At 65.1% G+C, this 13,225-nt stretch carries 11 protein-coding genes; 5 read left to right on the forward strand and 6 right to left on the reverse strand.

Features of this window, described 5'->3' with window-relative positions:
* Window positions 1–170 precede the first annotated feature (170 nt).
* Entirely contained in the window at window positions 171–1,229 is a 1,059-nt protein-coding gene (locus tag AC1D34_RS04950; protein ID WP_476823644.1) for an HpcH/HpaI aldolase/citrate lyase family protein, read from the forward strand.
* A gap of 117 nt (window positions 1,230–1,346) precedes the next feature.
* On the forward strand, window positions 1,347–1,676 hold the full coding sequence (gene hspQ / locus AC1D34_RS04955; RefSeq protein WP_043242591.1) for a heat shock protein HspQ: 330 nt from the start codon (window positions 1,347–1,349) through the stop codon (window positions 1,674–1,676).
* A 141-nt stretch (window positions 1,677–1,817) separates the two neighbouring features.
* Here the strand turns inward: hspQ and AC1D34_RS04960 are convergent, their stop codons facing one another.
* Window positions 1,818–2,615: an invasion associated locus B family protein gene (locus AC1D34_RS04960; RefSeq protein WP_441491711.1), complete on the reverse strand. Its 798-nt coding sequence runs from the start codon at window positions 2,613–2,615 to the stop codon at window positions 1,818–1,820.
* A 243-nt stretch (window positions 2,616–2,858) separates the two neighbouring features.
* Here AC1D34_RS04960 and AC1D34_RS04965 point away from each other — a divergent pair, with 243 nt between their 5' ends.
* Both AC1D34_RS04965 and AC1D34_RS04970 read left to right on the forward strand, forming a co-directional pair.
* Window positions 2,859–4,712, forward strand: coding sequence for an extracellular solute-binding protein (locus tag AC1D34_RS04965; RefSeq protein ID WP_476823645.1), 1,854 nt, complete (start codon window positions 2,859–2,861; stop codon window positions 4,710–4,712).
* Between the two features lie 10 nt (window positions 4,713–4,722).
* A complete protein-coding gene (locus AC1D34_RS04970) occupies window positions 4,723–5,739 on the forward strand; it encodes an AMP-binding protein (protein ID WP_441507650.1) in 1,017 nt (338 codons plus the stop codon).
* Between the two features lie 59 nt (window positions 5,740–5,798).
* Here the strand turns inward: AC1D34_RS04970 and ppx are convergent, their stop codons facing one another.
* Entirely contained in the window at window positions 5,799–7,301 is a 1,503-nt protein-coding gene (gene ppx / locus AC1D34_RS04975; RefSeq protein WP_476823646.1) for an exopolyphosphatase, read from the reverse strand.
* Window positions 7,302–7,308: 7 nt separating this feature from the next.
* Window positions 7,309–9,504 (reverse strand): RNA degradosome polyphosphate kinase, encoded by a 2,196-nt coding sequence (locus AC1D34_RS04980; RefSeq protein ID WP_441507649.1) that lies wholly within the window; start codon window positions 9,502–9,504, stop codon window positions 7,309–7,311.
* A 266-nt stretch (window positions 9,505–9,770) separates the two neighbouring features.
* Here AC1D34_RS04980 and AC1D34_RS04985 point away from each other — a divergent pair, with 266 nt between their 5' ends.
* The gene (locus AC1D34_RS04985; protein ID WP_476776609.1) at window positions 9,771–11,012 is read left to right on the forward strand and encodes an acyl-CoA desaturase; all 1,242 of its coding nucleotides are present in this window, start codon (window positions 9,771–9,773) and stop codon (window positions 11,010–11,012) included.
* An 81-nt stretch (window positions 11,013–11,093) separates the two neighbouring features.
* Here the strand turns inward: AC1D34_RS04985 and AC1D34_RS04990 are convergent, their stop codons facing one another.
* The 3 genes from AC1D34_RS04990 to AC1D34_RS05000 are packed head-to-tail and all read right to left on the reverse strand — an operon-like array spanning window position 11,094 to window position 13,220.
* Window positions 11,094–11,381, reverse strand: coding sequence for a gamma-glutamylcyclotransferase family protein (locus AC1D34_RS04990; protein WP_476823647.1), 288 nt, complete (start codon window positions 11,379–11,381; stop codon window positions 11,094–11,096).
* Between the two features lie 38 nt (window positions 11,382–11,419).
* Window positions 11,420–12,118, reverse strand: coding sequence for a P-loop NTPase family protein (locus AC1D34_RS04995; RefSeq protein ID WP_441491718.1), 699 nt, complete (start codon window positions 12,116–12,118; stop codon window positions 11,420–11,422).
* Complete coding sequence (locus AC1D34_RS05000) at window positions 12,111–13,220, reverse strand: AI-2E family transporter (protein WP_476823648.1); 1,110 nt, start codon at window positions 13,218–13,220, stop codon at window positions 12,111–12,113. Before AC1D34_RS05000 ends, AC1D34_RS04995 begins: the two co-directional genes overlap by 8 nt.
* Window positions 13,221–13,225: the final 5 nt, after the last annotated feature.

Below are 13,225 nucleotides of genomic sequence, written 5' to 3' on the forward strand. Positions count from 1 at the left end.
CAGCCCGGCAATGCAACAGGCATGAATGCCTAGGAATATTGTCTGACGCGCGCCCTGGAATTTCATCCTAGGCTATCATTCTCAGTTCGACGCCCGGCGCGCTGCGAAAGCCCAATAGACGGGCGCTGCATGGTCCGGCACATTCGCTGCAACGCACCATGGAGCCCACCATGCCAACCAAGACGCCGCGCCAGTTCTTCCGCCCGCTCGCCATCGGCGCGCCGGAGCCCTTGCGGGAGCTGCCGCTGAAACTGGAGCGCATGATCCATTTCGTGCCGCCACATCTTGAAAAGATCCGCGCCAAGGTCGGGGAACTCGCCGGTCAGGTCGATATCGTGCTCGGCAATCTCGAGGATGCGATCCCGGTCGACGCCAAGACGGCTGCGCGCGACGGATTCATCATGATGGCCAAGTCCGTCGATTTCGGCGCGACCGGCCTATGGACGCGGGTCAACGCCCTGAACTCGCCCTGGTTTCTCGATGATATCAGCACGATCATGTCCGAGGTCGGCGGCAAGCTCGATGTCGTAATGGTGCCAAAGGTCGAGGGGCCCTGGGACATCCATTATGTCGATCAGCTGCTCGCCCAGTTCGAAGCGCGGCATCAGSTCCGCAAGCCGATCCTGATCCATGCCATTCTTGAAACAGCCGAAGGCGTGAAGAATGTCGAGGCCATCGCCACGGCCTCCCCCCGCATGCACGGCATGAGCCTTGGCCCAGCCGATCTGGCCGCTTCGCGCGCCATGAAGACGACGCGCGTCGGCGGCGGGCACCCCGAGTACAAGGTGATCGCCGACCCCTCCCCCGAAGGCGGCGCTCGCGCCGTCGCTCAGCAGGATCTCTGGCATTATACGCTGGCGAAGATGGTCGACGCCTGCGCGTCGGCCGGGTTGAAGCCCTTTTACGGCCCCTTCGGCGACTTCTCGGATGCAGCCGCCTGCGAAGCCCAGTTCCGCAACGCCTTCCTGCTCGGTTGCGCCGGCGCCTGGACCTTGCATCCCTCGCAGATCGAGATCGCCAAGCGCGTCTTCAGCCCGGATCCCGGAGAGGTCGCGTTCGCCCGACGCATCCTGGAAGCCATGCCCGACGGCTCGGGCGCGGTCATGATCGACGGCAAGATGCAGGACGACGCCACCTGGAAACAGGCCAAGGTCATCGTCGATCTGGCCCACCAGGTTGCCGCTCGCGATCCGGCTCTCGCCGAGCGCTATGGATTGCCGCCGAACTAGCGACTTTCAGCCGTTGATCTTGACCTATTTGCGACGCAATCCTACCGCATGCGCGAGATGGCGACGTTAGCCGGCAGTATGAGAGCCTGCCGGCTTGAGGACGGGTCAAGGCGAGACATGGAAGCGCGTTCAGCGAAATTCCGGATCGGGCAGGTGGTGAAACACCGTGTCTATCCGTTCCGAGGGGTGATTTTCGACGTCGACCCCACCTTCTCCAATACGGAGGAATGGTGGCTGGCGATCCCGGAGAACCTGCGCCCGTCGAAGGACCAACCATTCTACCATCTCTTCGCGGAGAACGAGGAGACGGAATATGTCGCCTATGTTTCCGAGCAAAATCTCGTGATCGACGAATCCGGCCGGCCGATCCGCCATCCGCAGGCCAAGGAGTTCTTCAGGCGCGACCGCAAGGGCCGCTATCTCATCGACAAGGCCGACCTGAACTGATCCCGCCGCCCGACGCCATTGGAGTGCCCGCCCGAAAAGTGGGTTCCGGCTCTCGGGAAAGCTGATGCAAACGCAGAAGGCCCATGAAAAAGGCCCGCCCCGAGGGGCCGGCCTTTTCTGTTTGTGCGAACGGCAACCCGATCAGGGCTTGGGAGCAGCCGGAGCGCCGGGAGCGGGAGCCGCGCCGGGAGCCGCCGGAGCGCCCGGAGCCGCATTGGCTCCGCCGCCGCCAAGACGCTGGCGCAGCTCTTCCTGGCGCTTGGACAATTCGTCCTGCAGTTGCTTCTGCTGTTCTTCCAGCACCTTCGGGTCGATCGGGGCGCCATCGAAGCCCTTGCCGAAATCGGCAAGCGGAATCGAGAAGGTCACCTCGCGGCCGGTCTGATTCTGCACGCTGATATTGAGCGTATTGCCCTTCTTCATCGCGTTGATGACATCGTCCTTCACCTGCGCCTCGGCGAAGCAGCCGTTCGGGAAGCAGATGGCGTAACGGCCGGGCACCGGCTGCGCCGCGTCTACGCCGAAGCGGACACCAGGCTGCAGCATCAGGCCGAGCGGCATCAGGAAGCGCACAATCCGGGTCGCGTCGCCCTTGACGTCATAGACGGCAACCGCAAGCACCGGCTGGCCCTGATCCGAGACGAAATCGCGCGTCGTGTAGCAGATTTCCTTGTTGGCGGCCTGATCCTTGCCGCAAACCTTGGTCCAGCTGGTCTGAGACGGCTCCGGCTTGACCTGAACGACGGTGGGACCACCCTGCTGAGCTTGTCCGGCCGGCGGCTGCGCGGGCTGCTGCTGAGCCGGTGGCTGGGCCGGGCGCTGGGCGGGACGCTGCTGCTGAGCGAAGGCGGCGACCGGGCTGAGGCCGATCACGGCGCTCATGGCCAGGCCGAACGCTCGGGCGGACAGGCGCTGAGACGGGCTGAACGAAGCGGTCATATGGTTTTCCTTACCAGGCGAATCTCGAAACACGACTTCGCAAGCCGCGCGCATCATTGTCGACGGGCTCAATCGCTTACGCGCGCCAGCCCCTGGAAGGCCGTGCACATCGGTTGCGATTGCGGCGTTTGAATGACACCTCGCGCTGCGTTTAGCGAGTTCTGCTGCAGGTTTCCAGTCTGAACAGCTTACGTGACGGCCGGCAAGCCGTGTTATTCTTGCCGCTGGGAATCAGGTCAGGCAATGGGTTCATATCTTGCGCCGGCTGCAGCGATTGGCGTTGCGGTACGGCATATCTTCGCAATTCTTGCCGCCGTTCTGGCGGCGGGCGCGGTTGCGCGCGCCGAATCGCCATCGGTCGATCATGCCATCGCCATGCATGGCGAGCCCTCCCTGGCGAAGGGCTTTGCGCATTTGCCCTATGCCGATCCGGCCGCTCCCAAGGGGGGGCGAATCATTTTTGGCCTGCAGGGCACCTTCGACAGCCTGAATCCGCTCGTGGTGCTCGGCGTCGCCCCGGACGCCGTGCCCCGCTATGTGCAGCAGAGCTTGCTCTTCCGCTCGGCTGACGAGCCCTTCACGTCCTATGGCCTGCTGGCGAGCAAGATCGAGCTCAATGACGACCGCACGCGGCTCGCCTTCGAGATCGATCCGCGGGCCACCTTTTCGGATGGCCAGCCAGTCACTGCCGAAGATGTGCGCTTCACCTTCGACATGCTGAGGACCAAGGGCAAGCCGTTCCACCGCTCCAGTCTCGGGCGCGTGACCAAGGTCGCAGTGCCCACGCTGCGCCGGATCGAGTTCGAGCTCGGCGACGGCTCCAATCGCGAATTGCCGCTGGTGATCGGCGCCATGCCGATCTTCGCCAAGCACGCGACCAATGCGGAAACCTTCGCAGAGACCAGCTTCAAGCCCGCTCTCGGCTCCGGTCCCTATCTCGTGAGTGACGTGAAGCCGGGCGAGGCACTGACCTTGAAGCGCCGCAGCGGCTTCTGGGCCGAGGATCATCCGCTGACCCGCGGTCTCTTCAATGCCGACGAGATCCGCTACGATTTCTATCGAGACGCCAATACGCTCTTCGAAGCGTTCAAGGCCGGCCTCTACGATATCCGTCTCGAAGGGGACCCGACACGCTGGATGACGGGCTATGATGTTCCCGCCGTGCGCGATGGCCGCATCGTCCGGGAGGCGCTGCGCTTCGAGGCGCCGAAGGGCATGACGGGCTTCGTCTTCAACACGCGCCGCACGGTCTTCGCCGATGTCAGGGTGCGCGAGGCGCTCGGCATCCTGTTCGACTTCGAATGGGCCAACCGCAATCTGTTCCATGGCGTCTATCGACGGGCCGGCAGCTTCTTCGCGGATTCGGAGCTCTCCGCGCTCGGAGTGGCGGCGGATGCGCGCGAGAAGGCACTGCTCGCAGGCTTCCCCGGGGCCGTCCGGGAGGACGTTCTCGCGGGAACCTGGATGCCCTCGGCGACCGACGGTTCCGGCCGTGACCGCGATCAGGCGCGCAAGGCGCTCGATCTGCTGCAGAGCGCTGGTTACGCACTTCAGGACGGCGTGCTGCGCCAGAGCAAGAACGGCGAGGCGCTGAGCTTCGAGATCACCGTCACCAGCCGGCCGCAGGAGCGGCTTGCGCTGAACTATGCGAAGTCGCTGACCAGGCTCGGCATCGCCGTCACGGTCAGGTTGATCGACGACGTGCAGTATTGGCGCCGCCTTTCCACCTTCGATTTCGACATGATCCAGTGGACATGGCCGGCCTCGGCCTCTCCCGGGAACGAGCAGGTCGGGCGCTGGGATTCGAGCAATGCCGAGCGCAAGGGCTCGTTGAACTATGCAGGCGTGAAATCGCCGGCCGTCGACGCGGTATTGAAAACGCTGCTCTCCGCCCGCGAACGCGCCGATTTCGTTGCCTCGGTGCGCACGCTCGACCGGCTGCTGATCTCCGGGTTCTATGTCGTGCCGCTCTATTATTTGCCCGAGACCTGGCTCGCTCGTTCACGCGATGTCGTGCTGCCGGCCCGCAGGCCGGCCTATTTCCTGTCCACCGAAGTTCTGGCCCGCGTCCCGGCGCCGCCCGCTCCGGCGAACTGAAGGATCGTCGATGCGGGCTGACTACGACGACGCTGCTGCCCTGCTAGACGGCCTCGATCTCGATACTTTGCTGAAGGCCCTGGTGCGCAGCCGCGGCTACGAGGCGGCGCTGCGCGATCCCCCCGGACGCCGCAGCTGGAGCGACGAGCAGCCGCGCTCCCTCAGTTTCGTGGACCTGGACGACCGGGTTTCGCGCCTCGCCGGGCTTCTGAGCACCAATCATGCCCAGCCCGGYGCGAGCGTCGCGATCCTTGCACCGCTGGGGCCCGAGGCACTGGTTTCCATTCTGGCCGCCTTGCGCTCCGGCCTCTCGCCGCTGATGTTGCCGCTGCACGCCAATGAGCTGGATCTGCTCCGGTTGATCGAGGCATCGGGGGCGGTGATGGCCCTCGGCGCCGGCCGCATCGGGCACGTTCGCCCATTGCTGATGCTGCGGACACTTGCCATGCGTGCCTTCGGAACGCGCTTCGTCGGCGGTTTCGGCCGTGACATTCCCGACGGCGTCGCTCCGCTCGATACCCTGATTGCGAATGGCGTGCGCCACCCCCTGCCGGAATCGACGGAACGCCCGGCCCTCCAGGTCGTCGACAGCAGGAGCTTTGCGGGACCGCAGGCCATCTCGGAACGCGCATTGCTGAGCAAGGCGCTGGAGATTTCGCGCCTGCTGAAACCGCTGGCCTCGTCACGGATCATCACCACGCTGGTCGGCGGGGACCTCGCCGCGCTCGCCTCCGGGCCCGGTATGGCGATCCTGACAGGTGTCGAGCTGCTGCCGCTTGGCCTGTTCAGCCTCGGCGACCTGCATGCCTGCCTCGAAGGAGGCAGAAAGGCACATCTGGTGCTTCCCGGCGCCATGGAGCCAGCCTTGGCACGTTCGAAACTGGCGAGCCACCCTGCCCTCGCCAGCCTGGTCTTCGTGCAACGGCCAGGCGAGACGCGCGCCTATCCGGCCATCGATCGCCCCGACCTCGCGATTGTCGATGTCGATGTACGCTCGGCGACCGAGGTCGATGTCAGCAGGCGTTAGGTCCCCGGACCGGGTATCGCATCGGGCCCGATGATCGAACCCTCTTTCCGGCCGATGCCTTAGCCCGCCGCGACCTCGTGCTCGCGGCCGAGCAGGCGGGCGAGCTGCTTCAGCCGCCCGGTGACCCGTTCGCTCGACAGCGCCTTGAGGTCTGCCGGGAAGCGCAGCACGAGCCGGCGGTCGACGCAGGTCAGCGAAATGCGGGTCAGGATATCGGGCATGCCCGCAGAAAGCAGATAGGCCACGCGGAACGTCGCCGCGAGCAGCAGCGCGCGTTCGAGCTGCCGGGGTGTCAGGAGGCGCCGCAGCTCGGATGCCACCGGCGTGTCGCTCTTGGCGCCGGCATAGCGATGGAACACGGCGAGCGCCAGGAAGGCGCGGCCGGGGTGATCCACGCCGTTGAAGGCGGCATGGGCAATGACATTGAGGCTCTGCTCGCCGCGATAGTCCGGATGGGCGCGCCAGCCGATATCCGAGAGCAGGCAGGCGACGTCCTGCAAGCRGCGGCTTGCCGCATCCTCATGCATGCCAGCGCTGGCGAAGAGCTTTGCGACCCAGGCAATCAGGTCGATCGCATGCCGCGGGTCGCGGGCCCTGAGCTGGTTGTAGTCCTGTGCCCCCTGAAGCAGCGGATCGACCCTGCGCTMCTCGTCGGGGAGCTGTTCGTGCAACAGTCCCTCGCGGACACCGTTGGCCGAAATCACAACAGACCTGGGACGGCCGCGCTTGATCAACTGGTCGAGCACCAGTGCGCCATAGGCCAGGAGCGGCCGGCGCGCCGAGGACACTGCTTCGATCGATTCCAGCACGGCGCTGTCGGCCCGCTCGACCAGCTTGGCGAATTCCGTCACGTCCCGCGCCGGCACGGTGTAGGCGTGCATCACGCTCAGCGGATAGACCGACTGGCGCTGATGCAACGTTGCGAGCGCACGCCAGGTGCCACCGACGGCGTAGAAATCGCGTCCGCGCATYGCGGCGAGCTGCGGCAGGTTGTCGAGTGCCTCGCGGACGATCTTCTCGGCGAGCTTGACCGAGCCTTTCGAGCGGTCGAGCAGCGCCAGCACGCCAATCGGCAGGCTGGCCCCCTCGCCCACCCGGTCGTTGTCGACGGCGGCAAGCTCAAGCGAGCCGCCGCCAAGGTCGCCGACGACGCCACGCGGTGCGTCAAAGCCCGAGATCACGCCGAGAGCCGACAAATAGGCTTCACGCCCCCCGGAGATCAGCTCGATCGGCTGGCCGATCGCCCGCTCGGCAAGCGCAATGAACGCAGGTCCATTGGCGGCGTCGCGTGCCGCAGCCGTCGCGATGACCCGGATATCGCGGACGTGCATCGCCTCGCAGAGAATGCGGAAGCGCACGAGCGCGCCAAGCGCCTTCTCGATGGCGTCATCGGCAAGCCGCCCGGTTGTCGCGACCTGACGGCCGAGGCCGGCCATCTCCTTCTCGTTGAAGACCTGCGCCGGCGAACGCGACAGCATCTCGTAGACGACGAGACGCACGGAGTTCGAGCCGATATCGACGATGGCGAGCGTCTCGCCGAGGCTCAGCCGCCCCGGGATCAACGCCGGGTCAAGCCTTTCTGCCGGTCCGGCGCGCAAGGCTGCGGGGGCTTGAATTGGAGAGCGATTTTCCACGTCCGGACAAACTCGGATTGGTCATGAAATATTTGTGGGCGTTGAACGACTCGTCGCTCGGCGGCGGGACAATGCGTCTTGAGCCACCATCGGGCAAGATGGTCCAGCTTTGCTCGTTGTCGAGGAAATTCGCCAGCATGATCTGCTCCAGCAATTGCTGGTGCACCGTCGGATTCTGGATCGGGGTTAACGCCTCGACGCGCCGATCGAGATTCCGCGGCATCAGATCGGCCGAGGAAATATAGAGCTTGGCCTTGGCCGAGGGCAGGCCGAAGCCGGCGCCGAAGGCATAGATCCGGGTGTGCTCGAGGAAGCGTCCGACAATCGACTTGACCCGGATGTTCTCCGACAGCCCCGGAATTCCGGGTCTCAGGCAGCAGATGCCGCGCACGACGAAGTCGATCTCCACACCGGCCTGGCTCGCATCATAGAGCGCGTCGATGATCTCGGGGTCGACCAGCGAGTTGCACTTGCCCCAGATCGCACCCTTGCGGCCTGCCTTCACATGGGCAATCTCCTCGGCGATGTCGGACAGCAGGCGCTGTTTCAGCCCCACCGGTGAGACGGACATCTGCTCCAGCTCGGCCGGCTCCGCATAGCCGGTGATGAAGTTGAAGACGCGCGCGACGTCCTGCCCCATCACCGGATCGGCGGTGAAGAAGGAGACGTCGGTGTAGATGCGCGCCGTGATCGGGTGATAATTGCCGGTCGCGATATGGCAGTAGCTGACGAGTTGGCCGGCCTCGCGCCGCACCACCATCGAGAGCTTGGCGTGGGTCTTCAGCTCGATGAAGCCATAGACGACCTGCACGCCCGCGCGCTCCAGATCCTTGGCCCAGCGAATATTCGCCTCCTCGTCGAAGCGCGCCTTGAGCTCGACCAGGGCCGTCACCGACTTGCCCGCCTCGGCAGCCTCGGCCAGCGCCCTGACGATCGGCGAGTTCGATGAGGTGCGGTAGAGCGTCTGCTTGATGGCGACGACGTTGGGGTCATGCGCCGCCTGCTGCAGGAACTGCACGACGACGTCGAAGCTTTCATAGGGGTGGTGGACGAGCAGGTCCTTCTGGCGGATCGCGGCGAAGCAATCGCCGCCATGCTCGCGAATGCGCTCGGGGAAGCGGGCGTTGTACGGCTTGAACTTGAGGTCCGGCCGGTCGACGCCGACCAGCTGCGAGAGCTCGTTCAGCCCGATCATACCATCGACCTGGACGATCTCGTCGGGATCGACCTTCAGTTCGCGCACGATCAGCCGGTGCAGATGCGGCGGCATGCCGTCGCTGACCTCGAGACGGATGACGACGCCACGGCGGCGCTGCTTCAGCATCGTCTCGAAGACGCGGACCAGATCCTCGGCCTCCTCCTCGATATCGAGGTCGGAGTCGCGAATGACGCGAAACGAGCCGGTTCCCTTGACGTCGTAGCCAGGGAATAGCTTGCCGATGAAGAGCGAGACGGTGTCTTCCAGCGTGATGAAGCGGTGCACGCCGTCGCGTGCCAGATCGGGCAGCTCGATGAAGCGGTCGATCTTCCCGGGAACCCGGATCAGCGCGTCGAGCTGCCGGCCATCGCTGATCCGCTCCAGCGCCAGCGCCAGCGTGAAGCCAAGGTTGGGGATGAAGGGAAAGGGATGCGCCGGGTCGATCGCCAATGGCGTCAGCACGGGGAAGACGAGATGGAGGAAGTGGTCCTCGAGCCAGGTGCGGTGCTGCGCACCGATGTCCTTCGGCCCCAGCAGCACGATCCGATTATCGTCCAGCTCGCGCTTGAGTTCGACCCAGCGCGCCTGCTGGTCGGCGGTAAGATCGGCCGTCGCCTTGGCGATTTCGATCAGCTGCTCGGCCGGGGTCAATCCATCCTGGCTGGGCGTGACGACACCCGCCTTGAGCTGCTCGCGCAGGCCCGAGACGCGGACCATGAAGAACTCGTCGAGATTATTGGCAGAGATCGAGAGGAAGCGGAGCTGCTCCAGCAGAGGATGGTTGCGGTTCGACGCCTCCTCCATCACCCGACGGTTGAACTGCAGCCAGGACAGCTCGCGATTGACGAAGCGGGCCGGCGAATGGCGCAGACCGATGGGACCGACCTGAGGCGCGATGTCCGCGGCCTTCACGTTTGTCGGTTCGATATTCATGAGTTTCGCCCTCGTCTCGAACGCAAGCCGGGCCGAGATCGCCCGCCTGTCAAACTTGAAGCCATCCTAGCGTGACGCTTCGATGACGGGCGAGTGCTATTCCTGCGTTGCCTCGAACCAATTGCCTTCCCCCACGTGGTTTCCTTGCCATGCTGCGGCGAGTGGCCTACTTGCGCGGCGCCGGCTCGTCCTGTTTGGTGCCGCTGGACATGCGGCCCGTGCCGCACCGAAGCGGCGAATCCGCGCGAACCCCACAGAGAGCATTCTTGAGCGACAGCACTGCCCCTCATGATGATGGCGACATCGTCTACCCATCCGCCGTTCCCTTCGTGCTGGCGCATCTCGCCTGTTTCGGGGCGCTCTGGAGCGGTGTGACCTGGACCTCGGTCTGGCTCGCGATCGGGCTGTACTGGTTGCGGATGTTCGCGGTCACCGGTGGCTATCACCGCTATTTCTCACATCGCTCCTACAAGACCAGCCGCTTCGGGCAGTTCCTGCTCGCGCTGCTGGCCCAATCGACGGCGCAGAAGAGCGTGCTCTGGTGGGCCTCCAAGCACCGTCACCATCATCGCTATGCCGATACCGAGCATGACGTGCATTCGCCGGTCATGACATCCTTCGCCTATTCGCATGTCGGCTGGATCTTCAGCCGCGATCACAGCACCTTCGACGATTCAACGATTCAGGACCTGACGAAGTTCCCCGAATTGCGCCTTTTGCACCGTTTCGAGCTGGCGCCCGCGATCCTGCTTGCCGGCCTCTGCTTCGCGATCGGCGGCTGGGCCGGCCTGATCGTTGGCTTCTTCTGGTCGACGGTTGCGGTCTATCACGCGACATTCTGCATCAACTCGCTCGCGCATGTGCATGGCGACAAGGACTATGTGACCGGCGACGAGAGCCGCAACAACTGGTGGCTGGCGATCATCACCATGGGCGAAGGCTGGCACAACAACCACCACGCCTATCAGTACAGCGTGCGTCAGGGCTTCCGCTGGTGGCAGTGGGACCCGACCTATTACGTGATCCTCGGTCTCTCGAAGATCGGCGCGGTCTGGGACCTGAAGGCGCCGCCGCAGGCCGTCGTCGATCGTTCGCAGGCCCTGCCGCCGCGCGTCATCGAACGCTCTGCCGAGCGGCTTGCGGCTTCGGTGCCGCTGGACCGCGTCGTCAGCGCCTTCCGGGAAGCCTATGCGGCGAGCCCTGCCCTGTCGGAGCTGCATCTGCCGACGATGACGCTCGCCGATTTGCGCGAAGCGCTCGCCGAACTGCAGCAACGTGCGGGTGACCGGCTGGCCGAAATGCAGCAGCAGGCCCAGGACGCCGTTGCGCAATGGCATCTGCCGGTCCTGCCGAGCCGCGAGGAGCTCAGCGAGAAGGCGGCCGCGATGTTCGTGCGGACGCCCTCGCTCGACGCGATCGCAGCCCGTGCGCATGAACTTCTGATCGAGGCCATGCATGCACGCCTCGTTGGGCCGTCGGCCAAGTCGGCTTCGGAAGGCGCGGCCTGAACGTTCGATTCAGGACGCGTCCGCAGCCCGGACATAGACGAACGCCTCGGTCCCGGATCTGAGCCACACCGCAATCCGGCGCTAATCCGAGACCTCGTAGGAATCGGCCGCGGCGAGCTCCGCGGCTGTGATGTTGAAGACGGTTCCGGCCACTTCGTCGGCAGGATTGCCGGACCGGGTCACGATCGGATGATGCGTCTCGCGGCTGGTGGCGATCACCTCCGGATCGGGGATCTCGACCATTGTGCGGGCGAAGCCGACAAGGGCGTCGTCACGGCCTTCGAGCTCTCGGCCGAATGTGGCGAGCTGGACGTTCCTCTGGCGCAATGTGCCGTAGGAAAACAGCCGGATCTCACGTCCGTCGGCCATACCGCTCTCCTTCCAACCTGCCTGGCTGCGCCGCCTGTTCAGTTCGCATCATCCGGAAAGAGGTCCGCCAGGACCTCGCCGGCCAGGGCGCGCGTGACGCGCCGCCCGCGTTCCAGCGAAAGCCTGTCGAGCGCGTCGACCAGTGCACGCGCCGCGGCAAACGAGCGCTCCATCCGCAGCGTCAGCGCTTCGATGATGCCGGCATCGACGATGAGCTGCCGGTCGATGAAGAGCTTGACCAGCAGCGCCCGCAGCAGCGCATCGTCCGGCGGCGCGATCGTCGCATGGGGCGCCAGCCGCAGGCGCGACAACAGGTCGGGAATACGTACGCCCCATTGATCGGGAGCTGCGCGTGCGGTCAGCAGCAGCGAGCCCCGCTTCGCCTTGATCGCGTTCAAGAGGTGGAACAGGGCGGCTTCGTCGCGAGGCCCTCTGTCGCAATCCTCGACGACGAGCGCCCCTCCGGAGATCAGGTGCGGCACGTTCTCCTCGGTCACCTCGGAGACGGGCACGACCCAGGCATGGGCCGCCTTGGCCCAGATCGCCGCGAGATGGGTCTTTCCCGCCCCTTCCGGGCCAACCAGGCGCAGCCAGGCCTCGGGCCAGTGCGGCCAGGCCTCGATCATCCCATAGGCGGCTTCGTTGGACGGGCCGATCAGGAAATCCTCGACGCCGTGGCGGCTGTCGACGGGCAGGTCGAAGGCGAGCTGACGCGGGCGGCTTGTATGGTCAGACATCGGCTCCGAGACGCTTGCGGACTTCGGCGGACTTCGAAACATCGCCGCCATGATAGATGTTGCTCGCCAGATACTGCCGAAGCGCGAAACGGCTCAAGACCCCGATGACTGCCGCCAAGGGAACCGCAAGCAGGAGCCCGACGAAGCCGAAGAGAGAGCCGAAGGCAAGCAGCGCGAACATCAGCCAGACCGGATGCACGCCGATCGAGTCGCCGACGAGCTTCGGCTGCAGGATGTTGCCTTCGATGAACTGACCGGCGGCAAAGACGCCGAGCGTCACCAACGGCCAGGTCCACTCCGGCCAGAACTGCACGATCGCGACGCCGACCGACAGCACGAGGCCCGTCAGCGAGCCGACATAGGGGATGAAGGAGAGGAAGCCGCTGATGATGCCGATGAGCGCGCCGAAGTTGACGCCGACGATGCTCAATCCGACGGCATAGAAGGTCCCGAGCAGGATGCAGAGCAGCGCCTGGCCGCGCAGGAAGCCGGCGATCGCCTTATCCATCTCGCTCAGCAGGCCGCGGATGGTGTCGCGATGGTCGAGCGGCAACCAGCTGTCGACGGTCGCGCACATGCGGTCCCAGTCGACCAGCAGATAGAAGGCGATGACGGGGGTCAGAACCAGCAGCGAGAACACGCCGATGATCGCGGTCCCCCCGGACCAGAGCGATTGCAGGACACTGCCGACCCATTTGGTTGCTTCGCCGACGAGATTTCCGAGTGAATTCTGGGCATCCTGGGCAAGCTTGCCACCACCCAGCTTCTCGAGGAGCGGCGCCCCCCGCTCCAGGATCAGCGTTTGCAGCTTGGCAGCGACCTCGGGCATCCGCGCGACGAAGCCGGCGAGCTGCTGGCCGAGCAAGGGCATCAGCAGCACGAGCGACAGCACGAAGATCAGAAGGAAGACGATCAGGATGACAATCGTCGCGGCCAGACGGCTCATTCCGAGCCGCTCGAGCCGATCCGCAAGGGGGTCGAGCAGATAGGCCAGCGCCAGCGCCGCGATGAATGGCAGCAGCACGTCGCGCAGCAAGACCAGGCACAGCACGAAGACTGCGAGCGAGATCAGCCAGAAACCGATTTGGCGTTGCAACGACATGAACA

It is taken from the genome of Allobosea sp. P1_A7 (genome assembly GCF_056406775.1).